Consider the following 23546-nt stretch of genomic DNA (forward strand, 5'->3'; position numbering starts at 1 on the left):
GTCCGGCCCGGCGGTCGCTGGTGGTGTCGTACCCCCGGGTTAACCTGCCGGGATGGGCCGCAGTCAGTCGTTGCCCCGGGGCGTCGATCCGCGCTTCGGGCCGGACGCCGACGACTCCGACAGCCCGATCCTGCACGTCGACATGGACGCCTTCTTCGCCGCCGTCGAGGTGCGTCGCCGGCCCGAGCTGCGCGGCCGGCCGGTGGTCGTCGGCGGTATCGGGCCGCGCGGCGTGGTGAGTTCCGCAAGCTATGAGGCCCGCCGCTACGGCGTACGCAGCGCGATGCCGACCAGCCAGGCCCGTGCCCGCTGCCCGCACGCCGTCTACCTGCCACCGGATTTCACCGCCTACACGACCGCCTCCCGCGCGGTGATGCAGATCTTCCGGGACGTCACCCCGCTGGTCGAGCCGCTCTCCCTCGACGAGGCGTTCCTCGACGTGACCGGTGCCCGCCGGCTGTTCGGGGCCCCGGCCACCATCGCCGGGCTGATCCGCCGCCGGGTCGCCGAGGAACAGGCGCTGACCTGCTCAGTCGGGGTTGCGCCGAGCAAGTTCGTGGCCAAGCTGGGTTCCACCCGGGCCAAGCCCGACGGCCTGTTGGTCGTGCCCCCCGGGCAGGTGCTCGACTTCCTGCACCCACTGCCGGTGGACGCGCTCTGGGGGGTGGGGGAGCGGGCCGCCGAGGCGCTGCGTCGGCTCGGCCTGGCCACCGTCGGCGACCTCGCCGAGGCCCCGTTGGGCATGCTCCGCCGGGCGGTCGGCGCCGCGTCGGCGGCGCACCTGCACGAGTTGGCCTGGGGGCGAGACCCGCGCCGGGTCAGCCCCGAGCACGTCGACAAGTCGATCGGCGCCGAGGTGACCTTCGACGTCGACGTGGCCGACCCGCTGGAGATCCGCCGCGCCCTGCTCGCGCTCAGCGCGAAGGTCGGCGTCCGGTTGCGCGGCTCCGGGCAGGTGGGGCGCACCGTGTCGCTCAAGGTGCGCTTGGCCGACTTCCGCACCGTCAACCGCTCCCGCACTCTCGGCGTGCCCACCGACACGGCACGCGAGATGTTCGACACGGTCTGGGCGCTCTACACCGCTCTGGACCCGGGCGAGCGGATCCGGCTCGTCGGTGTCCGGGTGGAGGGGCTCGCCCCGGCGGAGGGTGCGCCCCGGCAACTCACCCTCGGCGCGCCCGAGCGTGGTTGGCGGGAGGCGGAAGCTGCCGTGGACGCTGCCGCTGCCCGATTCGGGCGATCCGTCATAGGTCCAGCCAGTCTGTTAGGCGACCGTGATCCCCGCCGAAACGAAAATCCACCCCACCCATAGGTCGTCCCGCTTTCCGACGCGCGACCCCCCTCGTAGACTTGCGGGTAAGCAGCCGGTTGGCTGCCACGGTCTGTCGGCCCGAGTGGGCCTGACCAACGTGACCGGGGAGGAGTGCCGTGCCGCTCTCGGAGCACGAGCAGCGGCTGTTCGAGCAGATCGAGCGGTCGCTTGCCGAGGACCCCAAATTCGCCTCGGCCGTGCGCGCCAGCGATCCGCGCTTCCACGCGCGGCGTCGCCTGCTCGTCGCTGCCGGCGTGATCATCGCTGGCTTGGCTCTACTGGTCTATGGCGCGGTGATCAAGACTCCACCGCTGGCGGTGGCGGGCTTTGTCGTCATGCTGGCCTCGGCCGCGTTCGCGGTGCAGTCGCACCGGCGTGCGCAGTCACCCGACCTGCACGTGGTGGGCGGCACGACCAGTCGTCGTCGTCCCCGTGGCGGCGGCCGATCCGGCCGCCGGTCGTCGATCCTGGATCGCATGGAGGACAGGTGGCGGCAGCGCCCGGAGGGGCACCGCTGAGCCCGTCCCGCCGCTGAGGCGGGCCGTACACCGCGACGAGCGGGTCGCCGGGAACAGCCCGGCGACCACTGTCGTATCCGCGCGCCCTCGTACCCGCGCGTTGCACCGCGCCCTCGTACCCGCGCCCTCGTGCCGCTGCCCAGCATCACTTGATGCTGGGCAGTCCCGTCCGGCTTCTCGTGACTGCTCACCATCAAGGGATCAACGGCGGCCCGGGGCACCGCAGCGACTGCAGGTGGTTGAGCAGGGGAGCACCGACGGGATGCGCCACAGCCGGGCGGGGCGACGGCCAATGGACCGCCGCCCCGAGCCGGACGGGGACGTCCCTCAGCGGGCCGCCCGGTCGGCCAGCAGCCGACGCGGATTCCAGCGCAGCAGCCGGTACCGGGCCCGCCCGGTCAGTGCCACCAACCGGCCGGAGGAGTCCGCCAGGCCGAGCCGCCAGCGCAGCAGCACCGACGGCGGCAGCACGGCGGCCAGCAGCCGGGTCCGCCGGTCCGCCCGTGCGGCCAGCGCGCGCCGGACCGCGCGCAGCGCCGGCAGCAGCCGCTCACCGGTCAGCGGGTCCCGGGCGTAACGCGCCCGCTCCTCCGCCCGGCCGAGCAGCCGCGCCGCGCCGACCGCCGCGGTGTCATCGGTGAAGGTGTCCCGGACCAGCCGGTCCGCGGTCGCCCGGGGCGTCTCGGTCCGGTCGACCCGGACCTTGAAGTCCACCAGCGTGTCGAGCAACTCCGCCCAGGCGGCATGCGCGTCCGCGCGGGCCGCGTTGGCGTCCACCCCGACCACCATCACAGGTGCCCCGTCGCCAGGAGCGGCATCGTCCGCGGTGGCGGCCACCGCGGCGCCCTCCGCCCGGCCACCCCGCCGTCGGCGCAGCGCCAGCCGACGCAGCGCCGGCACCGCCAGCAGTGCCATCAGGGCCAGCAGACCTGCCGTCCACCATGGCCACACCGGTGCCTGCTCGGCCGGCGTCTGACCGCTGAGGGAGAGCCCGCTGTCGGTGTCCCGGTCGGCGTTGTCCGGTCCGGCCGGTCCGGCCGACGCGTCGGGGCCCACCGGGGTGTCCGTGGTGCCGGTGCCCGGGCTGGACGGCTCCGGCGCGTCAGTGTCCGGCGCCCACGCCGACCGGGTGGAGCCCGGCACCCCGTACGTCGGGGTGGCGTCGAACGGCACCCAGCCGACCCCGTTGAAGTAGACCTCGGTCCAGGCGTGCAGGTTGAGGTTGGTCAACGTGTAGGTGTCGCCGTCCCGCTTGCTGCCGTTGGTGAACCCGAACGCCACCCGGGCCGGGATGCCGGCCGCGCGGACCAGCCAGGCCATCGCTGCGGCGTACTGCTGGCAGTAGCCGACCTTGTTGGTCAGGAAGTTGACGATGTCCTGGCCACTGCTGCCGCTCTCGGTGCTGAGCCGGTAGCTGAACCCATTGTCCGCCGAGAAGTGCTGGTAGATGGACAGCACGCGATCGTAATCGGTGCGCTGCCCCTGGATCAGCCCCTTGACCAACTCCTCCACCTCGGGCACCGGCCCCGGGGTGGCGGTCAACTGCCGGCGGACCGGGTGGTCGGCCGGCAGCGACTGCGCGGCGCGCAGCGCCGCCGGGGTGTACGTCGAGCGGATGTAGTCGAAGGAGTACTTCTTGCTCCGGGAGTTTTCCCGGTTGGAGAAGACGACCTGCTGGTTGGGGTCATAGAGCCAGTTGCCGTTGAGGTCCTCGGTGCGCACCGGCTCCGCGTACACGGGCAGCAGGGACATGCTCAGGCTCTTGGTGACCTCGACGGTGGCCCGGTACGGGGTCTGCTGCACCCCTCGGCCGGCCCGCTCGCCGGGATCCGGGAGATCCCGGTTGGCCGGCCGACCACTCGGGCTGCGCGCCTGGAAGCCGCTCGGACGCAGCTCGTCGGCGACCGCGTAGCGGAGGTAGAACGGGGTCGGCTCAGACGTGGTCACCTTGACCAGGTCGCTCACCTCGGACTGGTTGAGCTGGCCGGCGAGCGACGCGAACAGGTCGATGCGGCCGGACGAGCCCGCCCCCGCCCGGCCGTTGCCGTTGCCCGCCCCGCCGCCAAGCGTGTCGAGCAGCCCGCCGGTCATGCCCGGCACGGCCAGCGGCAGCACCACGGCCAGGGCAACCCCGACCACCGCGAGCCGGCGGCCGGCGGCGGCCAGGGGCGAGGCCTCCCACACGTCGACGTCGCGGCCGTCGCCGGTGAACCGGCGTCCGAACCGGCGTACCCGGTCGACGTTGTCGGTGACCAGCAGCCAGAGGTACCCGGCGGCGCCCACCACGAACGGCACCGCGGGAACGCTGTCCACGTCGACGGCGACCGGCACCGAGTAGATGGCGAGCATCGGCAGCCCGGCCAGCGCGGGCCGGCGCAATGCCACCGCCAGCACGTCCACCAGCACGGCCACCCCGCCGACGCCGAGCACGGTGATGAACAGCAGCGGGTCAGTGTCCGGCACCTCGATGCCGTACGAGCGCATGTCCTGCATCGAGCCGGTGAACAGGTCGGCGAAGTGCCCGAACGTGGTCGGCGTGGGCAGGAAGGTGAGAAACTCCGCGCCGCTGGGGAACAGCCAGGTCAGGGCGAGCACCAGGGCGGCCAGCATGCCGAGCACCTGACCCCACAGGGGTGCCCGGACGAGTCGGGTCAGCGCGGCCACCCCGGCCACCACGGCGACCGCGATCGCGGACTGGATCAGCCACGTCCAGGTCTCGAAGATGGCCGACAGCGGGGCGGCGGCGAGCAGCGTGGCCGCGGCCGCCACCGCGCCGATGTTCCGACTGGCGATCATGAGGGGAACCTTCCGTTCATCGCACGCCGCCGGCCACCGTCTCGGCCAGCGCGGCGCGCAGGGCGAAGCCCTGGGAACCCCGGCCCGCCTGCGGCCAGAGTGCCGGCAGTCGGCTGCCGTGGTCGACACCGACCACCCGCCAACCGCTCTGCAACATCGTGAGCGCTGCGGCGCCGTGCGCGTGCTCCGCCTCGGCCCGGGCCTTCTCCGGCAGGCTCAGCCAGGTGGAGCTGTCCAGCAGGAAGCCGACGCAGGTGGCGCCATTGCCCCGCAGCCCGGCCAGCAGCTCGGCCTCGGCCACACTCACCGCGCCGAACAACCCGATGATCAGACCGCCGTCAGCGCGTTGCCGGACGCGCTGCACCAGGCCGGTCACCTCGGCCCGCTGGTCCAGCCGGACCTCGGCGAGGTGGTCGAGCAGCGTCCCGTCGCCGCCGGCTTCCGAGGCGTCCACGTCCGCCCCCGAACCGGTGACCAGGCGCAGCTTGTAGCCGGCCTGACGCAGGTGCACCGCGATGCTCGCGGCGGCGGAGACCGCCCACTCGAAACTCGCCGTCGGCCCGTCGCCGCGGTGACCGTACGCGCGGGTGTCCAGCACGACCGTGGCCCGGCTCTCCCACGGCTGTTCCTCGCGGCGCACCATCAGCTCGCCGGTGCGCGCCGTGGACTTCCAGTGCACCCGGCGCAGGTCGTCGCCGCGCCGGTACTCCCGGGTCGCCGCGTCGTCCTCACCGTGCACCGCCACCGACCGGGCCCGGCTGTCGCCGCTGCCCGCGTACTCCCCGGGGAGCCGGACCGACGGCAGTGGGGTGACCTGCGGGATGACCGTCAGGTGGTCGGTGCTGGGGAACGCCCGGCTGAGCTCGCAGAGCCCGAACGGGTCGCTCATCCGCACCACCAGCGGGCCCACGTCGTAGCGGCCCCGCACGTCGGCCCGGACGGTGTACGCCACAGAGCTGGCCTGCTGCGCGCCGAGCCGCTCCAGCACCACCCGGGGCCGGCTGCCCAGGGCGTAGGGCAGCCGGTCCTCCAGTAGCAGGGTGCCGGTCGGCAGCCGGGAGAGGTTCTGCAGCCGCAGCACCACCCGGGAGTTGGCGCCGACCGGGACCCGGTGCGGGTCCAGTGAACGGTTGCAGGCCAGCTTGTAGCGGCTGCGCCCGACGTAGGCGGCGGCCAGCAGCGGCAGGACGGCCAGCAGCACGGCGACCCGGAGCAGGTCCTTCTCGCCGAGGATGCCGGCCGAGATCGCCGCCGCGACCGCGGCGGCGAGGAACGAGCGCCCGCGGGTGGTCAGCCCGCGCAGCCCGGCACGCACGTCACGGCCTCCGCGGCTCGTAGGGCGCGCGACCGTTGCCGGTGGCGGGCCGGGTGTCGTACGGGGAGCGCTGCCGGTCGTGCGGCAACGGCAGTCGGTGCACCAGCTCGGAGACGATCGCGTCGGTGGTGCGTCGGGCGAGCTGCGCGTCGGCGGTCGGGATGATCCGGTGCGCCATTACCGGCACCGCGAGGGCCTGCAGGTCGTCGGGGAGGACGTAGTCGCGCCCCTCCAAAGCGGCGACCGCCCGGGCGGTGCGCAGCAGCTGCAGGGTTGCCCGGGGAGAGGCGCCCAGACGCAGGTCGGGGGCCTCGCGGGTCGCGGTGACCAGGTCGATGGCGTACTGCTTGACCGCGTCGGCGACGTGCACCTGCCGGACGGTGGCGATGAGCTGCCGGACGATGTCCGCGTCGGAGACCGGGCGCAGCTCGTTCAGCGGGTCGGTGCCGCCGTGCCCGTCCAGCATGGCCAGCTCGGCGCCAGCGTCCGGGTAGCCCATCGCGATCCGGGCGGTGAACCGGTCGCGTTGCGCCTCGGGCAGCGGGTAGGTCCCCTCCATCTCGATCGGGTTCTGGGTGGCGATGACCATGAACGGGGTCTGCAGCTGGTACGTCACGCCGTCGACCGTGACCTGCCGCTCCTCCATGCACTCCAGCAGCGCCGACTGGGTCTTCGGCGAGGCGCGGTTGATTTCGTCGCCGACGACCAGGTTGGCGAAGACGGCGCCGGGACGGAACTCGAAGTCGTGCGTCTCCTGGTTGTAGACGCTGACCCCGGTGACGTCGCTGGGCAGCAGGTCGGGGGTGAACTGGATCCGCCGCACCGTGCAGTCGATGGACCGCGCCAAGGCCTTGGCCAGCTTGGTCTTGCCGACGCCGGGGACGTCTTCGATGAGGAGGTGACCCTCGGCGAGCAGGACGGCAAGGGCCAGCCGCACGGTGGCGGTCTTACCCTCGATGACCTGCTCGATGTTGGCCACGATGGCCTCGCTGGCGGCGCGGAACTCGTCGTGCGGCAACAGTCCGCCGACCTCGTCCCAGGTCTGTTGTGTCACGGGCCTCCTCCTCGTCGCCGTCACGGCAGCTCTGTATAGAGCACCTGGACCCGCCGTTGGGTTCGCGACGTCGAGCCTCGTTTGCCGCAGAATTCTCACTGGCCTCTCAGGCTAACCATGTTTGTCGTTATCGCCGACCCCCGCAGGCAGTCCGTCGGTTACGCACCGATATTCGCCGGGTTGGGGGACTGGCCCCGCCGACCCCGGCCCGAACCGGCGGCGAGGTACACTGCCGGACATGGCCGGAGTCTTCCTGCTTCTTATCGGGCCGTGCTGATGCGCTGAACGCGCGACAGCACGGCGGCCCCTCCTGCGTGAGGGGCATTTTTGTGCCCGTCGCCGGTCCGGCCCGGCGGTGCCGAGACGAAGCGAAGCGAAGCGAGGAGAGACGATGAGTGAGGCAGCCGCACCGGCGGGCGACATTCCCCCGTTCCGGTACACCGCGGCCCTGGCCGACGAGATCGAAAATCGTTGGCAGGACACCTGGGCGCGCGAGGGCACCTTCCACGCCCCGAACCCGACCGGCCCGCTGGCCGACCCGGACCACCCCCGGGCCGGTGCGGAAAAGCTGTACGTGCTGGACATGTTCCCCTACCCGTCCGGCGCCGGCCTGCACGTCGGCCACCCCCTGGGCTACATCGGCACCGACTGCTTCGCCCGCTACCAGCGGATGGCGGGGCGCAACGTGCTGCACGCCATGGGCTTCGACGCGTTCGGCCTGCCCGCCGAGCAGTACGCGGTGCAGACCGGCACCCACCCACGGACCACCACAGTGGCGAACATCGAGCGGTACAAGGCGCAGCTGCGCCGGCTGGGGCTGGCGCACGACGAGCGCCGCTCGGTGGCGACCATCGACACCGACTTCTACCGCTGGACCCAGTGGATCTTCCTGCAGATCTTCAACTCCTGGTATGACCGGGACGCCGGGCGGGCCCGGCCGATCGCCGAGCTGATCGCCGAGTTCGAGGGTGGTAACCGGGCGACCCCGGACGGCCGGGCCTGGGCCGAGCTGAGCGTCGCCGAGCGCCGCCAGGTCGTCGACGACCACCGCCTGGCGTACGTCTCGCAGGCCCCGGTGAACTGGTGCCCAGGGCTGGGCACCGTGCTGGCCAACGAGGAGGTCACCGCCGACGGCCGCTCCGACCGGGGCAACTTCCCGGTCTTCAAGCGCAACCTGAAGCAGTGGATGATGCGGATCACCGCGTACGGTGACCGGCTGATCGAGGACCTGGACAGCCTGGACTGGCCCGAGCCGATCAAGATGATGCAGCGCAACTGGATCGGCCGGTCCACCGGTGCGCACATCGACTTCCCCACCGAGCTGGAGCCGATCCGGGTGTTCACGACCCGGCCGGACACCATCTTCGGGGCCACGTACATGGTGCTGGCGCCCGAGCACGAGCTGGTCGACACGCTGGTGCCGGCCGCCTGGCCGGAGGGGACGAGGGACGCCTGGACCGGCGGGCACGCCAGCCCCCGGGCGGCCGTCGAGGCGTACCGCAAGGCGGCGGCGGCCAAGACCGACATCGAGCGGCAGGCCGACAGCAAGGAGAAGACCGGCGTCTTCATCGGCGCGTACGCCACCAACCCGGTCACCGGCGGGCAGATCCCGATCTTCATCGCCGACTACGTGCTGGCCGGCTACGGCACCGGCGCGATCATGGCGGTGCCGGCACAGGACGAGCGGGACTGGGCGTTCGCCGAGGTCTTCGAGCTGCCCATCGTGCGCACCGTGCAGCCCGCGGAGGGCTTCGACGGCAAGGCGTACACCGGGGACGGTCCGGCGATCAACAGCGCCGCGCCCGAGCGCGGCCTGGACCTGGACGGCCTGGGGGTCGCCGACGCCAAGGCGGCGATCATCGGCTGGCTGGAGGCGAACGGGTACGGCGCCGGCGCGGTGACCTACCGGCTGCGCGACTGGCTGTTCTCCCGGCAGCGCTACTGGGGCGAGCCGTTCCCGATCGTCTACGACGAGACCGGCGCGGCGATCGCCCTGCCCGAGGAGATGCTGCCGGTCGAGCTGCCGGAGGTGGACGACTTCTCACCGAAGACGTTCGACCCGAACGACGGCGACTCGAACCCGGAGACCCCGCTGTCGCGTCGCCGCGACTGGGTCGAGGTGGAGCTGGACCTGGGTGACGGGCCGAAGCGGTACACCCGGGAGACCAACGTGATGCCGCAGTGGGCCGGCTCCTGCTGGTACGAGCTGCGTTACCTGGACCCGACCAACAGCGAGCGGTTCGTCGACGCGGAGAACGAGCGGTACTGGATGGGCCCGCGCGGCGAGGGCGACTGCGGGGGTACCGACCTGTACGTCGGCGGCGCCGAGCACGCCGTGCTGCACCTGCTGTACGCGCGGTTCTGGCACAAGGTGCTGTTCGACCTGGGGCACGTGTCGTCGTTCGAGCCGTTCCGCAAGCTGTTCAACCAGGGCATGATCCAGGCGTACGCGTACACCGACTCGCGCGGCAGTTACGTGCAGGCCGAGGACGTCATCGAGCGCGAAGGCGGCTGGTACCTGGGCGACGACGAGGTGCGCCGCGAGTACGGCAAGATGGGCAAGTCGCTGAAGAACGTGGTGACCCCCGACGACATGTGCGCCGCGTACGGCGCGGACACCTTCCGGGTGTACGAGATGTCGATGGGCCCGCTGGAGGTGTCCCGTCCCTGGGAGACCCGGGCGGTCGTCGGGTCGTACCGGTTCCTGCAGCGGGTCTGGCGGGCCGTGGTCGACGAGGAGACCGGTGCGCTGCGGGTCAGTGAGGCCCCGGCCGACGAGGCGACCCGCCGGCTGCTGCACAAGGTGATCGACGGGGTCCGTGGCGACATGGACGGCATCCGGTTCAACACGGCGATCGCGAAGCTGATCGAGCTGACCAACGGGCTGACCCAGCTGTCGGCGACGCCGCGCGAGGTGGCCGAGCCGCTGGTGCTCATGGTGGCGCCGTTCGCCCCGCACGTGGCCGAGGAACTGTGGCGCCGGCTGGGCCACGAGACCTCGCTGACGTACGCGGACTTCCCGACGGCTGACCCGGCACTGCTGGTGGCGGACACGGTGACCTATCCGGTGCAGGTCAACGGCAAGGTCCGTGGCCGCATCGAGGTTCCCACCGACGCGTCCGAGGAGTCGGTCCGTGCCGCCGCCCTGGACGCGGTGGCCGCCACCCTGGCCGGCAAGGAACCCCGCAAGGTCATCGTCGTCCCGGGCCGGATGGTCTCCGTCGTCGCCTGACCCTCGCGGCGTAGGTGGTCCGGGCACTCGGCGGGGCTGGCGTCGCGGTCCGGGCATCCCGAGCCTTCGCGGTCTGGCGTCCCGGCCCCGGGTATACAGAGCGTGACGCCCGGGGGGATGGACGCCACGACGAGCGTGATGACTCAGAGGTATAAATATGCCCCTGAGTCATCACGCTCACCGGCGCACCCGCCGCCCGGCGCGACACGCCGGCTCCTAGCGGCGACCCGTCGGCTCTGAGGGGCGGCACCGACTCAGGCGGTCAGCGCCGCCGCCACGGTGCGGCGGTGGGCGAGCAGCCAGTCCTGCCAGCGACGTACCCCGTCGACGGCGCCCCCGTCGCGCAGCCGGCGCATTCCCGGCTCGTCGCGGTCGGCGCCGGCGTCGATGCCGCGCCAGGTGCCCTCGATCTGGTCGAGCATGAGGTCCACCAACTCGTCCCGGGCGAGTGCCACCAGGGTCGGTCCGGTGGCTGCGGCCTCGTAGGCGTCGCAGAGCACGCGGCAGCGCCTACCCAACTCGGCCGGGTCGGCGCCCTCGCCCAACGCGGCCCAGTGCCAGCCGGCGAACGCCACGTCGGCGATCCGGGGACCCGGTGCGGCCAGGTCCCAGTCCAGGAAGGCCACCGGCAGGAGACCGGCGGGAAAGTCCCGGTAGACCGTGTTCTTCGGTGACAGGTCGTGATGGCAGACCGTTTCGGCGTCGCCGGCCAGGGCGGTGCCCGCGCAGGCGTCGTGCAGCCGCCGGATCAGCTCAGCCAGCCGCACCAGCGCCGGGTCGGCGACAAAGGCCGGGTCCTCCTGGTCCCGCCACGGCACCCGCCCCTCGATGTGGCTGAGCATCTGGCGGCCCAGGGCGTCGACACCCAGGTGCCGGGGGGCGAGGTCCGCGCCGACCTCGGCCAGGTGGTGCAGGAGCGCGCTGACGAAGTCCAGGTTGGCCGGTGGGGTACGCCGTACGGTGTCGCCGATCCGGACCACGTCGGCCACGAAGCCTCCGGCGAGTCGCTGCTCGCCGGGCAGGTCGGTCGGCTCGGGCACGGTCAGGCCGGCATGGAGCGGCGGCGCCGCTCGGCGCGCCACCACTGGTGGATGAGCACCACGCTGGCGATCAGGCCGAGGCTGGCGGGGGCGGCGGCGTACCAGTTGATGCGGCCGGGTGAGCTGACCGCCGCGCCGATCGCGGCGTAGCCGAATGCGGTCGGCGCGGAGGCGATCACGCTGCCGGCCAGGAACGGCAGTACCCGGGCGCCGGTGGTGCCGTAGCCATAGCTGACCAGCCCGAAGCCGGCGATCGGCAGCAGCCGGACGGTGACCACGCCGAGCACGCTCTGCCGGGTGAACCAGCCGTCGAGGCGGGCCAGCCGGCCACGGACCCGCTCGGCCACGAACTCCCGACCGAGCAGCCGGCCGACCGTGAACCCGATCGCCGCCGCCAGCAGCGCGGCGCCCAGGGCGTACGCGGCGCCCTCCAGCGGGCCGAAGATGGCGCCCGAGGCGAGTGTGATGAAGGTCCGGGGTACCAACGCGACCAGCAGCAGCGCGCCGCCGAGGACCGCCGCCACCGGGGCGAGATGGCCGAGGTGGTTGGCCAGCCGGGGTAACTGCTCCGGGTCCGGTCGGGGCGCCAGGAGCAGCAGCAGCGCGCAGCCGCCGATCAGCAGCACGAGCAGGGCGAACCGGGCGGCCGACGGCTGCCGGAGCAGCCGCCGGACGGCGGGGATCATGCCCGGGCGGCGGCCACCGCGGCGCGGCGTTCGCTCCGAAGCCGGTCCGACCAGGTGTCGTCCAGCGGCGGGAGCTGGTGCGCCCCGGTGGCCCAGCGCAGCAGAAGGTCGGCCAGGGCCGGATTGCGGGCCAGCGCGGGGCCGTGCGAATAGGTGCCGAGCAGCTTGCCCCGCCAGGCACCCTCGGTGGTGCCGTCGTTGCCCACCCCGGTGCTCACCCGTGCCAGCGGGGAGACCTCCGGACCGAGGTGGGTGCGGCCGCCGTGGTTTTCGAAGCCGGTCAGCGCGGGCAGGCCCAGGCGGGGGTCGATCTCGCCGGCCAGCTCGCCGACGGCTCGGCTCGGGCCCCGGTCGGACTGCAGGTCGAGCAGCTCCAGGCCGCGGCACTGCACACCCTTGGCGAAGAAGGACATGCCGAGTAGCTGGTAGCCGGCGCAGACGCCGAACACCACCGAGCCCTGGGCGACCGCCCGGTGCAGGCCACCGTCGGCGATCAGCCGCTGCGCGCCCAGCGCCTGCGGACCGTCCTCACCGCCGCCGACCAGGTAGATGTCGGCGGTCGCGGGCAGCCGCTGGTCGGAGCGGACCTCCATGACCTCGACCGGCATACCGCGCTGGCGGGCCCGCCGGGCGAGGATCAGCGCGTTGCCCCGATCGCCGTAGGTGGAGAGGAGGTCTGGGTAGATCCAGACGATGCGCAGGCTCTCAGTTGACACGGTCCAACTCCGCTCGGATGTCCTGGAACGCGGTGTAGTTCGCGATGACCTCCAGCCGCCCCGGCGGGACCGACCGGATCGCGTCCTCGAACGTGCGCACGTGCTGGAACGACACGTCGTTGACGTCCAGGCGGACCGCCAGGTCGTACGCCCGGTCGCCGGTGATCAGCACCTGTCGGCCGCGCAGCGGCGCGAAGTCGACGTCGAAGAGCCAGGAGGTGTCCAGCCCGTCGGGGTCGCGCGCGTTGATGGAGAGCAGGGTCGGCGCCTCGTCGGCCATGTCGAAGGCCTCCAGCCAACTGGCCGGATTCTTGGCCAGCAGCAGCCGGATGTTGCGCCCGTCCTTGTCCACCTGCGCGTAGCGGCCGGCCACCGAGGTGACGATGCCGAGGCGGGACACCGCGTCGACCGGGCGGACGCCGAACTCGGCGGCCACGGCCAGCGCCGTCGCCGCGTTGCCCAGGTTGACCTTGCCGGGTAGCTGGAGGGAGACCTTGTGCCAGGCTCCGGTGGGGTCGAGCACGCCCTCGTCCTCGACGACCCACTGCGGCTCCGGCCGGCGCAGCGGGCAGCCGGTGCACCACCACTGGTCGCCGTTGCGCTGAATGGTGGAGCCGCACTCCGGGCAGACCCAGGAGTCGTCGTGCCAGCGCTGGCCGGCGCTGAACCAGGTCACGTGCGGCGGGTTGATGCCGCGGGCGGGGTCGCCCGGCGGGGTGGCGGCCCAGACCACCATCGGGTCGTCGGCGTTGGCCACCACCCGCACATCGGTGTGCCGGACCAGCGCCGCGCGCCAGAGCTGCGCCATCATGGCGACCTCCTTGGCCCGGTCGAGCTGGTCGCGGGAGAGGTTCAGCAGGGCGACCACGTGCGGCTCGGTCGCCTCCAGCACCTGGGCGAGGTAGTGCTCGTCGACCTCCAGCACGGCGTACGGGGTGCTGCCGGCCTTGGCCAGCGCCGAGGTGTGGCCGCTGGGCATGTTGGCGCCGAAGGAGTTGGTGGCGACCCGCCCGAGCACGCCGACCGCGGCGGCGGTCAACCGGGTGGTGGTGGTCTTGCCGTTGGTGCCGGAGACGAGCGCGATGGCGCGCCCGGCCGACAGGTGGGCCAGCAGGTCCGGGTCGATCTTCAGGCCGATCCACCCGCCGATGACCGAACCGTCGCCACGGCCGGCCGCCCGGGAGAGCGCGGCGGCGGTCCGTGACACGGAGCTGGCCACCTTGGCCCGTAGGGGCATTTTCGCGTCCGTCACGCGAGCGAGGTTACCGGACCGCCCGCCTCACCAGATCGCCGCCGACCGCGAACCGTTCGGCCGTGGTGCCCACGCGGGCGGCTGGTTCGGCTTCATCCGGACGGAGTCGATCTATGTCGGAAAGCGGACCACGCCGGACCGCCGCCGTGGCCCTCCACTCCGCTCCACCCCTTGTGACGTGCGGTTTTGCCCGCGCATCGAGCGCGCCACGCGGGCGAATCTGGTTGCAGGTGGAGGGAAGTGGAGTAGAGTGGGGACCAATGGTGAGGCCGGGAGGGCTCACCGGCCCGGGGGGTCAGCGGCGCCGCGAACGCCGTTCAAGGGCGAGGGGGTAGGGCCGATGTTCCTCGGCACCCACACTCCGCGCCTGGACGACAAAGGCCGGTTGATCCTTCCGGCCAAGTTCCGGGACGAGCTGGCAGGGGGTGTCGTGGTCACTAAAGGGCAGGAGCGCTGCCTCTACGTCTTTCCGACACCTGAGTTCCAGCGGATCGCGGAGCAGTTGCGCGCGCAACCGATGACGCACAAGGCGGCCCGGGCCTACAGCCGGGTCTTCTTCGCCAGCGCGCACGACGAGGTTCCGGACAAGCAGGGTCGGGTGACCATCCCGGCCCACCTGCGGGCGTACGCCGCACTGGATCGCGACCTGGTCGTGATCGGCGCGAGCACGCGGGTGGAGATCTGGGACCGGGTCGCCTGGGAGACCTACCTCGCCGAGAGCGAAGACGACTTCGCCGACATCGAGGAGGGGGTGCTGCCCGGCGGTCTGTAGGGCGGAACGGCGCCCGACGTACTGCGAGATCTCCAGCCGCTTTCGAGTTCCTGGCACCCCTTCCCCGGTGCCAGGCGCACGATCCAGTCATCGGGCGGAGCCCGGTGCCCGGCGGGAGCGGATGGGGATCTGGCGGTACGACGGCAGCGCCGTCCGACGACGGGCGCACGAGGAGAACGGACGTTTCAACCAGTGGGGGTCATCATGGGGGAGTTGCGCGGCACGCACGTGCCGGTGCTGCTCGAGCGGTGTCTCGAGCTGCTGGCCCCCGCGCTGGGTCGAAGCGGCCGGACGGTGCACGTCGACGCGACGCTCGGCCTGGGCGGGCACGCGGAGGCGGTGCTCGAGGCGCATCCGGAGACGGTCCTGATCGGGCTGGACCGGGACACCGAGGCACTCGCCCACGCGCGGGTTCGGCTGGCCCGGTTCGCCGATCGGGTGCACCTGGAGCACGCCGTCTACGACGAGCTGCCCGAGGTGCTCGACCGGCTGGGCTATCCGGGCATCGACGGCATCCTGTTCGACCTGGGTGTCTCGTCGCTGCAACTCGACGCGCCCGACCGCGGGTTCGCGTACGCCCAGGACGCGCCACTGGACATGCGGATGGACCAGACCCGGGGGGTGACCGCCGAGGAGGTGGTCAACACCTACGCGCACCCGGACCTGGCCCGGGTGCTTCGGGTCTACGGCGAGGAGAAGTTCGCCGGCCGGATCGCCTCGGCGATCATCCGGGAGCGGGAACGCGTCCGGATCACGTCGTCCGCGCGGCTGGCGGAGCTGGTCCGGGACTCCATTCCGGCGCCAGCTCGACGAACGGGCGGACACCCGGCAAAGAGAACGTTTCAGGCTTTACGGATCGAGGTAAACAAAGAGCTGGCAGCGCTGGAGACGGCGCTGCCGTCCGCGCTCGACGCATTGACCGTGGGCGGTCGCATGGTGGTCCTGTCCTACCACTCGCTGGAGGACCGGCTCACCAAGGTGGCGCTCGCGGACCGGGTCCGCAGTAAGGGCCCGATCGACCTCCCGGTCGAACTGCCCGGGTCCGGTCCGACGTTCCGGCTGCTCAGCCGGGGTGCCGAACTGGCCGGGGAAGCGGAGGTCGCCGCTAACCCGCGAGCCGCCTCGGTGCGGCTGCGGGCGGCGGAGCGACTCGACCCGAACGCGGCACAGCAAGGGCGGACCGACCGCGAACGGTCCCGCCGAAGGGTGAAGGGGATGCACCAACCGGGGACGGGGACTGCGTGATCCGTGGGGGATCCGTGGCTCCGGTCCGGTAGAGGGACGGACGTTGAGGGGGAGGGGACATGAGCATTGACAAGCGCGACCGCCGGGACATCACCGGCGGCGGGCAGCGCACACCACGGTCGGGGGGCCGGACCGTGGCGGAGCGGGCGACGCGCGTGGGGAACGGTACGCCACGCATCGATCGAGTGAAGCGGCAGGGGGAGGCTCGTGCCCGGGGGGCGCGCGAGTTCCCCACCCAGGGCAGTGCCGCGCTGCGGCCGGCCGAGAAGGCCGGCGTCGCCGCCAGCGCTCGCCCGCCGCGGCTGCGGGTGGCGCCGCCGCCGCCGATGTCGGTGCCGCGCGCACCGTTCGCGGCGCTGATCGTGCTGCTGGTGCTCGGTGGGGTGCTCGGCATCCTGACGGTCAACACCAAGATCAACGAGAATGCCCTGCGGCTGGAGAAGCTGGAGCAGCAGCAGGGCCGGCTGGACCTGGAGAAGCAGCAGCTGGACAAGCAGATCGCCGACGCCGAGGCGCCAGGCAACCTGACCGCCGAGGCGCGCCGACTGGGTCTGGTGGACGCGGGCGAGCCGGGGTACGTCCGGCTGCCGGACGGCAAGCTGCCCCTCGGCGTGCCGAAGCCGGCGACCGGGGAGCCGTCGGTGACCAGCCAGCAGGGTGCGGGGGGCTGACCGGTGCCATCGAGGTCGGACGAGCCGCGCCGGGATCCCAAGGGGTCCCGGCGCGGTTCTTCCCGTGACACCGACCCCACGGACGGGGAGCCGCGTGCCGGGGAGCCGGGCATGGGAGGCATCTCGGGCGCTCGGGCGTACACCCCTCGGGGCCGGACCATCCGGGAGGAGCGCGGCTCGCCGGCGCGTAGCGGGGGCACCGAGCAGCGGCGTACCCCGCGCAGCACCCGGTCCGGCGACCCGTTCCGGCCCGCGTTGCAGGTGCTCGACGGCGGCCGGGCCGCCGCCCGGACCGGCCGACGGGACGCGCCGGCGGCGGGACGTGGCGGGGTCGTGCGCACCGTCGCGCCGCGCACCCCGCGCGGCCCGGCCGGCGACGAGCCGCCGCCGCGCCGCCGGACCACCACGCCGCGCGCGCCGCGCCGCGGCGACCGCCCGGCGGCCCGCCGGCCGTCCCGCAAGCCACCGCGCCCGCCGAAGCTGGCCGACTCACGGCTGCGGCTGAGGCTGGGCACCGCGCTCACCCTGACGCTGTTCGCCGTCATCGGGATCCGGCTGATCTTCCTCCAGGCGGTAGACACTCCGGCGTACGCCGGCGGCGGCGTCGCCGACCGGACCCGCACGGTCGAACTGCCCGCCCCGCGCGGCGCGATCTACGACCGCACCGGCGCCCCGCTGGCCCACAGCGTCGAGGCGCGGTACGTGTTCGCCGACCCGACCGAGATCGAGGACCCGGCCGGCACCGCGAAGGCGCTCTCCCCGCTGCTCGGCATCCCGGCGTCGAAGCTCACCGAGCTGATGAAGCCCCGCAAGCTGGAGACCGGCGTCGCTTCACGATTCGAGTACCTGGCCCGGGGAGTGGAGATCTCGACCGCCAAGCGGGTGCAGACGCTGGAGCTGCCCGGCATCGGCGTGCACCGCGACGAGCGCCGCGAGGTGCCCGGCGACGACCTGGCGGCCAACCTGATCGGCTTCACCAGTCAGGACATGGTCGGGCTGGAGGGCCTGGAGGCCCGCTACAACGATCTGCTCGCCGGACAGGACGGCAAGCGGGTGTACGAGGCCGGCCTCGGTGACCTCGCCGCGCCGATCCCGGGTGGCTACAGCAAGACCACGCTGGCCAAGCCGGGCAGCTCGATGACGCTCACCATCGACCGCGACCTGCAGTTCCGCAGCCAGCAGATCCTTAGCACGGCGTTGGCTCCGCACCCGGGTAGCACTGGGGCGGCGGTGATCATCGACGTGCCCACCGGTGAGGTGCTGTCCCAGGCCAGCCACCCCACCTACAACGCCGCCAAGCCGATCCCGAGCGACCCGGTGGCCCGGGAGGACGCCGCGACCAGCTTCGTGGTCGACCCCGGTTCGGTGCACAAGGCGATCACCTTCGGGGCGGCACTGCAGGAGGGGGTGATCACCCCGGACACCACGCTGCCCATCGCGAACAGCATCAAGAAGGGCGACACCTGGTTCGCCGACACCCACCCGGCGAACGGCAAGCGGATGAGCGTGCCGGGGATGCTCGCCTACTCGTCGAACGTCGGCACCATCACCATCGCCGACCGGCTCGGCCGGGACCGGTTGATCGACTACCAGAAGCGGTTCGGGCTCGGCCAGCCCACCGGCGAGGGGATGCCCGGCGAGGCCCGCGGACGGCTGCTGCCGGCCGACGAGTGGAGCGAGTCGTCGGCCGGGTCGGTGCCGATCGGGCACAGCGTCGACGCCACGCCGCTGCAGATGGCCGCCGCGTACGCCACCATCGCCAACGACGGCACCTACGTGCAGCCACACCTGGTCAAGGAGACGATCGGCCCGGACGGTAAGCACACTGCCGCGCCGGCCCCGGTGACGCGTTCGGTGCTCAGCCCGCAGAACGCGGCGGCGCTGCGCACCATGCTGGAGGCGGTCACCACGGTCGATCGCGCCACCGGCGAGGCCGCCGCGGTCCCCGGCTACCGGATCGCCGGCAAGACCGGCACCGGCTGGCGGCTGGTGGACGGCAAGAAGCAGCCCGGCGAGGTGTCCTCCTTCATCGGGATGGCCCCCGCGGAGAAGCCCCGTTACGTCGTCGCGGTGTTCGTGTACAGCCCTGGTGGCGGTGGCGCCAAGGCGGCAACAGAATCCTTCCGCGAAGTGATGAGCTTCACTCTGCGTCATTCACGAGTCCCTCCTACGGGAACGCCGAGTCCACGTTTTGTCGTCTTCCCTGGTTAGCAACGGATGGCGTCTTCGGCGGAGGCACGCAGACCGCGTTGAAGCAGGTGCAGGCTGCGGTCGGTGTGACCGCTGACGGTGTCTACGGCCTGAACACGCGGAACGCCATGAAGTGGATCCACGCGGAGATCTAATTGCAGTCGGGCGCGGATACGGGTTGGAAATAATCCGTGTCCGCGCCTCATTTTCTGGTTTCTGGTGAAGGCGGCTGAGCCGGCAGGGAACTGTGCTCCCCTGCGGTGCTCTCGCAACCGGCTCGGACCCCTGCACCAGCGTCGCCGCAGCCGCTCCACGGGCCGCCCGACGCCACGCCGGACGTTCGGCGACTCCCGAGACGGATATTCAGGCGCGGTGTGCGGCCGGAACCGGACGACCGGGTAGGGTCTGACGCCGTGCCCGGCAATCCACGTCCACGTACCGTGACCGGAGTCCGGCTCGGCGATCTCGCCGTCCGGCTCGATGTCGACCTCCCGGCGGACGCCGCTGGAGTGGTCGTCACCGGGGCCACCCACGCCAGCCAGGAGGTCCGCCCCGGCGACCTGTATGCGGCCCTGCCCGGTGCCCGCCGGCACGGCGCGGAGTTCGCGGCCGGCGCTGCCGAGGCCGGCGCGGTGGCGCTGCTGACCGACCCGGCCGGCGCCGAACTGGCGGCGGGGTCCGGCCTGCCCGCCCTGGTGGTGTCCGACCCCCGTGCGGTGCTCGGCGAGGTGGCCTCGGCCGTCTACGGCGACCCGACCGCCGGGCTCACCGTGATCGGCGTGACCGGCACCGCCGGCAAGACCTCCACCGCCTACCTGATCGAGTCGGGCCTGCGCGCCGCCGGGCACACCACCGGGCTGATCGGCACCGTGGAGACCCGGCTCGGTGACCTGGTGATCGACAGCGTGCGCACCACCCCCGAGGCGACCGATCTGCACGCCATGCTGGCCACCGCCCGCGAGCGCGGGGTCACCGCCGTGGTCATGGAGGTCTCCAGCCACGCGCTGGCCATGGGCCGGGTGGGCGGCGTCCGGTTCGCCGTCGGCGGCTACACCAACTTCGGCTCCGACCACCTGGACTTCCACGCCGACAGCGCCGACTACTTCGCCGCCAAGGCGCAGCTCTTCGACGGCCGGTGCGCCGTCGAGGTGCTCAACCACGACGACCCGGCCCTCAAGTCGCTGTACAAGCCGACGACGGTCAGCTACTCGGCGGCCGGCGACCCGGACGCGACGTGGTGGGCCGACGGCGTCGGTGGTGAGGGGTACGCCCAGCGGTTCACCGCGCACGGCCCGGACGGGCTGGCCCTGCCCACCGGGGTGGCGCTGCCCGGCCGGCACAACGTGGCCAACGCGCTGCTGGCCATCGCAGCGCTGGTGGGTGCCGGGGTGGACCCGGCGACCGCGGCGGCCGGCGTGGCGGCCTGCGGCGGCGTACCGGGCCGGCTGGAGCTGGTCGACGTCGCGGGGCCGGTGCGCGGGGTGGTCGACTACGCGCACAAGTCGGACGCGATCGTGGCCGCGCTGGCCGCGCTACGCGAGCTGAGCGCGGGCCGGTTGATCTGCGTGATCGGTGCCGGTGGGGACCGGGACCGGGGCAAGCGGCCGGTGATGGGCGCCGCCGCGGCGGAGGGAGCCGACGTGGTGCTGGTGACCGACGACAACCCGCGCACCGAGGATCCGGCGGAGATCCGCGCCGAGGTGCTCGCCGGGGCGTACCGGGCCGGCACGGCCGCACGGATCATCGAGGTGGACGGCCGGCGCGCCGCCATCGACGAGGCGGTCCGGCTGGCCGAACCGGGCGACGTGATCGCGCTGCTCGGCAAGGGCCACGAGCGGGGCCAGGAGGTGGGCGGCGAGGTGTTCCCGTTCGACGACAGCACCGAGCTTGCCGACGCGCTGCGGGCCCGCTTCGGGGACCTGGCGGGTCAGCAGTGATCGCGCTGACCCTGGCCGAGGTGGCCGCCGCGGTCGACGGGCGGCTGGTCGCCGCCGACGCGGCCGTCACCGTGACCGGCACGGTCGAGTTCGACTCGCGCAAGGTGGCCCCCGGCGCGCTCTTCGTGGCCTTCCCAGGGGAGAAGGTCGACGGGCACGACTACGCGGCCGGCGCGATGGAGTCCGGCGCGGTGGCGGTGCTCGGCACCCGCGAGGTGCCCGGAGTGCCGATGGTGCTGGTCGACGACGCGCTGACCGCGATGGGCCGGCTGGCCCGCGCGGTGGTGGACCGGCTGCCCGGGCTGACCGTGGTCGGGCTAACCGGCTCCTCCGGCAAGACCACCACCAAGGACCTGATCGGCCAGCTCACCGTCCGGCTCGGCACCACGGTGGCGCCGCCCGGGTCGTTCAACAACGAGCTGGGGCACCCGTACACGGCGTTGCAGGCCGGGCCGGACACCCGCTACCTCGTGCTGGAGAAGGGCTCGCGCGGGGTGGGGCACGTGCGCTACCTGTGCGAGATCGTGCCGCCGAGGATCTCCGTGGTGCTCAACGTCGGGACCTCACACATCGGTGAGTTCGGCTCGCAGGAGACCATCGCCCTGGCCAAGGGCGAGCTGGTCGAGGCGCTGCCGTCCGACGGCCTGGCCGTCCTGAACGCCGACGACCCACGGGTGGACGCGATGGCGAGCCGTACCAGCGCCCGGGTGGTCCGCTACGGCGAGGCCCCGGACGCCGACGTGCGGGCCGAGGACGTCACGCTGGACGATCGGGGACGCGCGTCGTACACCCTGGTCACCCCGGAGGGGAGCGCGCCGGTACGGCTCGGGCTGACCGGCCGCCACCAGGTCTCCAACACCCTCGCCGCGGCGGCGGTGGCCCGAGAGCTGGGCATGCCACTGGACGAGCTGGCCACGGCGCTCGGCGAGCTGGGGCTGGTCTCCACCCGACGGATGGACGTCTTCGACCGCCCCGACGGGGTGACCGTCATCGACGACTCGTACAACGCCAACCCGGCCTCGATGTCGGCCGCGCTGAAGGCGCTCGCCACGCTCGGCCGGGGTCGGCGTACCGTCGCGGTGCTCGGCTACATGGCCGAGCTCGGCCCGTTCGAGCGGGACGGCCACGCTGAGGTCGGCCAACTCGCGGCCGAGCTGGGTGTCGACCGGCTGCTCGTCGTGGGCGAGCCGGCTGCGCCGATCCACGAAGGCGCGACAGCGGTAGCGAACTGGGGAGGAGAGTCGGTGCTGCTCACCGATCAGGCAGCGGCCGTCGAGGTGCTGCGGGGCGAGCTACGGCCGGGCGACGTCGTCCTGGTCAAGGGCTCCCGGTACCGGACCTGGGAGGTGGCCGACGCCCTGCGCGCCGACGCCACCTCTGAGAATGGAGCTACCGCGTGAGGGCGGTCATCGTCGCCGTCGGGGTGGCCTTCCTCGTCTCGCTCTTCTGCACCCCGATCGCGATCAAGGTGTTCACCCGGCTCAAGGCCGGCCAGCCGATCCGGGCCGAGGGCCCGGCCATGCACCAGACCAAGAAGGGCACGCCCACGATGGGCGGCGTGGTCTTCATCCTGGCCACGGTGATCGCGTACGTGGCCGGGCACCTGGCTCTGACCACCCTGCCGGACGCGCAGATCGCCCAGGTGGAGCCGACCATCACCGCCCTGGTGCTGCTGGGGCTGATGGTGTTCTCCGGTGCGGTGGGCTTCCTCGACGACTTCCTCAAGGTGCGCAAGCGCAACAGCGCCGGGCTGAACAAGCGCGGCAAGCTGCTCGGCCAGATCCTGGTCGGCGCGGTCTTCGGCGTGGTCGCGCTGTACTTCCCGAGCACGATGACCGACGCCTCGGGCGCGGTGACCAACACCGAGACGGTGGGCAGCACCACGCTGAGCTTCATCCGGGACATCGACGCCCTGGAAGTCAGCAAGATCGGCGCGATCATCATCTTCATCTTCGTGGTGATGGGCGCCACGAACGGGGTGAACCTCACCGACGGCCTGGACGGTCTGGCCACCGGCGCCTCGGTGATGGTGCTCGCCGCGTACGCGTTGATCGCGTTCTGGCAGTACCGGCACTGGTGCGCCGACCCGAGCTACACCCAGTCGTACTGCTACGCGGTCCGCGACCCGTTGGAGATCGCGCTGATAGCCGGGGCGGCGGCCGGGGCCTGTGTCGGCTTCCTGTGGTGGAACACGTCCCCCGCACGGATCTTCATGGGTGACACCGGTGCGCTGGGGCTGGGCGGCCTCATCGCCGGCATGGCGATGTCCACCCGGACCATCCTGCTGCTGCCGATCATCGGCGGGCTCTTCGTGATCATCACGATGTCCGTCGTGATCCAGATCATCTCCTTCCGGACCACCGGCAAACGTGTGTTCCGGATGTCGCCGCTGCAGCACCACTTCGAGTTGGCCGGCTGGAGCGAGGTCAACATCGTGGTCCGGTTCTGGATCATCGCCGGCATCGGGGTGGCCATCGCGCTGGGCCTGTTCTACAGCGAGTTCCTGGCCAACATGACCTGACCCGGCGTACACCGGCCAGCACACCTCGGCCCCCGGTTCCGCTCGCGGCGGACCACCGGGGGCCGTGGCGTGTCCATCCGACACGCCGGGGGCGCCGTTGTGGGCGTGCGCGGCGCGCGGAGCGGTGATGATGTCCGGGTGGGGGAGGAACCAGGCACCGAGGACAGGACAGCCGGCCGGTCGCGGCGGTCACCGGGCGCGGGGCGTAACGCGTCGCCGCGCGGCCCGGACGACAAGCGTGGGCCGGACGACAAGCGGGGGTCGGATGGCTCGCGTGGGCCGGCAGCGG

18 protein-coding genes are annotated in these 23546 nt (G+C 72.6%); 11 read left to right on the forward strand and 7 right to left on the reverse strand.

All coding sequences use genetic code 11. The features are described from left to right. The first annotated feature begins 52 nt into the window (after window positions 1-52). Together ABZV00_RS12655 and ABZV00_RS12660 are read left to right on the forward strand one after the other, a co-directional pair. On the forward strand, window positions 53-1312 hold the full coding sequence (locus ABZV00_RS12655; RefSeq protein WP_355605017.1) for a DNA polymerase IV: 1260 nt from the start codon (window positions 53-55) through the stop codon (window positions 1310-1312). A 116-nt stretch (window positions 1313-1428) separates the two neighbouring features. Next, entirely contained in the window at window positions 1429-1830 is a 402-nt protein-coding gene (locus ABZV00_RS12660; protein WP_124817678.1) for a DUF3040 domain-containing protein, read from the forward strand. A 327-nt stretch (window positions 1831-2157) separates the two neighbouring features. Here ABZV00_RS12660 and ABZV00_RS12665 read toward each other — a convergent pair whose 3' ends face one another. Genes ABZV00_RS12665 through ABZV00_RS12675 form a run of 3 tightly spaced genes read right to left on the reverse strand, consistent with a single transcriptional unit; the run spans window position 2158 to window position 6995 of the window. Further along, window positions 2158-4626, reverse strand: coding sequence for a DUF3488 and transglutaminase-like domain-containing protein (locus ABZV00_RS12665; protein ID WP_355605021.1), 2469 nt, complete (start codon window positions 4624-4626; stop codon window positions 2158-2160). Window positions 4627-4642: 16 nt separating this feature from the next. Further along, complete coding sequence (locus ABZV00_RS12670; protein ID WP_328418891.1) at window positions 4643-5941, reverse strand: DUF58 domain-containing protein; 1299 nt, start codon at window positions 5939-5941, stop codon at window positions 4643-4645. Between the two features lies 1 nt (window position 5942). Then, the gene (locus ABZV00_RS12675) at window positions 5943-6995 is read right to left on the reverse strand and encodes a MoxR family ATPase (protein WP_328418890.1); all 1053 of its coding nucleotides are present in this window, start codon (window positions 6993-6995) and stop codon (window positions 5943-5945) included. A 391-nt stretch (window positions 6996-7386) separates the two neighbouring features. Here ABZV00_RS12675 and leuS point away from each other — a divergent pair, with 391 nt between their 5' ends. Then, entirely contained in the window at window positions 7387-10227 is a 2841-nt protein-coding gene (gene leuS, locus ABZV00_RS12680; RefSeq protein WP_355605025.1) for a leucine--tRNA ligase, read from the forward strand. A 254-nt stretch (window positions 10228-10481) separates the two neighbouring features. Here leuS and ABZV00_RS12685 read toward each other — a convergent pair whose 3' ends face one another. From ABZV00_RS12685 to ABZV00_RS12700, 4 genes are read right to left on the reverse strand one after another with little or no spacing between them, the layout of a single operon-like run. Next, entirely contained in the window at window positions 10482-11309 is an 828-nt protein-coding gene (locus tag ABZV00_RS12685) for a phosphotransferase (RefSeq protein ID WP_355605028.1), read from the reverse strand. Next, the gene (locus ABZV00_RS12690; protein WP_328418888.1) at window positions 11270-11953 is read right to left on the reverse strand and encodes a VTT domain-containing protein; all 684 of its coding nucleotides are present in this window, start codon (window positions 11951-11953) and stop codon (window positions 11270-11272) included. Before ABZV00_RS12690 ends, ABZV00_RS12685 begins: the two co-directional genes overlap by 40 nt. Further along, entirely contained in the window at window positions 11950-12669 is a 720-nt protein-coding gene (locus ABZV00_RS12695; RefSeq protein ID WP_328418887.1) for a glutamine amidotransferase, read from the reverse strand. The genes ABZV00_RS12690 and ABZV00_RS12695 overlap by 4 nt, the downstream gene beginning before the upstream one ends. Further along, entirely contained in the window at window positions 12659-13906 is a 1248-nt protein-coding gene (locus ABZV00_RS12700; RefSeq protein WP_328426798.1) for a MurT ligase domain-containing protein, read from the reverse strand. Before ABZV00_RS12700 ends, ABZV00_RS12695 begins: the two co-directional genes overlap by 11 nt. Before the next feature lie 355 nt (window positions 13907-14261). Here ABZV00_RS12700 and mraZ point away from each other — a divergent pair, with 355 nt between their 5' ends. The 8 genes from mraZ to mraY all read left to right on the forward strand — a co-directional run bounded on the left by mraZ (window position 14262) and on the right by mraY (window position 23257). Continuing rightward, complete coding sequence (mraZ, locus tag ABZV00_RS12705) at window positions 14262-14693, forward strand: division/cell wall cluster transcriptional repressor MraZ (protein WP_328418886.1); 432 nt, start codon at window positions 14262-14264, stop codon at window positions 14691-14693. 204 nt (window positions 14694-14897) lie between these two features. After that, window positions 14898-15938: a 16S rRNA (cytosine(1402)-N(4))-methyltransferase RsmH gene (rsmH, locus tag ABZV00_RS12710; protein ID WP_355605140.1), complete on the forward strand. Its 1041-nt coding sequence runs from the start codon at window positions 14898-14900 to the stop codon at window positions 15936-15938. A gap of 59 nt (window positions 15939-15997) precedes the next feature. Beyond that, window positions 15998-16609: a hypothetical protein gene (locus tag ABZV00_RS12715; protein ID WP_355605032.1), complete on the forward strand. Its 612-nt coding sequence runs from the start codon at window positions 15998-16000 to the stop codon at window positions 16607-16609. Window positions 16610-16612: 3 nt separating this feature from the next. After that, entirely contained in the window at window positions 16613-18820 is a 2208-nt protein-coding gene (locus ABZV00_RS12720; RefSeq protein ID WP_355605035.1) for a penicillin-binding protein 2, read from the forward strand. Then, a complete protein-coding gene (locus ABZV00_RS12725; RefSeq protein ID WP_355605143.1) occupies window positions 18727-18954 on the forward strand; it encodes a peptidoglycan-binding domain-containing protein in 228 nt (75 codons plus the stop codon). The genes ABZV00_RS12720 and ABZV00_RS12725 overlap by 94 nt, the downstream gene beginning before the upstream one ends. 219 nt (window positions 18955-19173) lie before the next feature. Further along, the gene (locus ABZV00_RS12730) at window positions 19174-20736 is read left to right on the forward strand and encodes a UDP-N-acetylmuramoyl-L-alanyl-D-glutamate--2,6-diaminopimelate ligase (RefSeq protein ID WP_355605038.1); all 1563 of its coding nucleotides are present in this window, start codon (window positions 19174-19176) and stop codon (window positions 20734-20736) included. Continuing rightward, entirely contained in the window at window positions 20733-22136 is a 1404-nt protein-coding gene (gene murF, locus ABZV00_RS12735; RefSeq protein ID WP_355605041.1) for a UDP-N-acetylmuramoyl-tripeptide--D-alanyl-D-alanine ligase, read from the forward strand. Before ABZV00_RS12730 ends, murF begins: the two co-directional genes overlap by 4 nt. Then, complete coding sequence (gene mraY, locus ABZV00_RS12740) at window positions 22133-23257, forward strand: phospho-N-acetylmuramoyl-pentapeptide-transferase (protein ID WP_328418881.1); 1125 nt, start codon at window positions 22133-22135, stop codon at window positions 23255-23257. Before murF ends, mraY begins: the two co-directional genes overlap by 4 nt. Window positions 23258-23546: the final 289 nt, after the last annotated feature.

This window comes from Micromonospora sp. NPDC005173, from assembly GCF_040608515.1.
Taxonomy (GTDB): domain Bacteria; phylum Actinomycetota; class Actinomycetes; order Mycobacteriales; family Micromonosporaceae; genus Micromonospora.

Excerpts from the sequence above, each read along its gene's own strand:
- ABZV00_RS12655 (WP_355605017.1), top strand. The coding sequence starts at position 53 with ATGGGCCGCAGTCAGTCGTTGCCCCGGGGCGTCGATCCGCGCTTCGGG.
- ABZV00_RS12665 (WP_355605021.1), bottom strand. The coding sequence starts at position 4,626 with ATGATCGCCAGTCGGAACATCGGCGCGGTGGCGGCCGCGGCCACGCTG.
- leuS (WP_355605025.1), top strand. The coding sequence starts at position 7,387 with ATGAGTGAGGCAGCCGCACCGGCGGGCGACATTCCCCCGTTCCGGTAC.
- ABZV00_RS12690 (WP_328418888.1), bottom strand. The coding sequence starts at position 11,953 with ATGATCCCCGCCGTCCGGCGGCTGCTCCGGCAGCCGTCGGCCGCCCGG.
- ABZV00_RS12700 (WP_328426798.1), bottom strand. The coding sequence starts at position 13,906 with ATGCCCCTACGGGCCAAGGTGGCCAGCTCCGTGTCACGGACCGCCGCC.
- mraZ (WP_328418886.1), top strand. The coding sequence starts at position 14,262 with ATGTTCCTCGGCACCCACACTCCGCGCCTGGACGACAAAGGCCGGTTG.
- rsmH (WP_355605140.1), top strand. The coding sequence starts at position 14,898 with ATGGGGGAGTTGCGCGGCACGCACGTGCCGGTGCTGCTCGAGCGGTGT.
- ABZV00_RS12715 (WP_355605032.1), top strand. The coding sequence starts at position 15,998 with ATGAGCATTGACAAGCGCGACCGCCGGGACATCACCGGCGGCGGGCAG.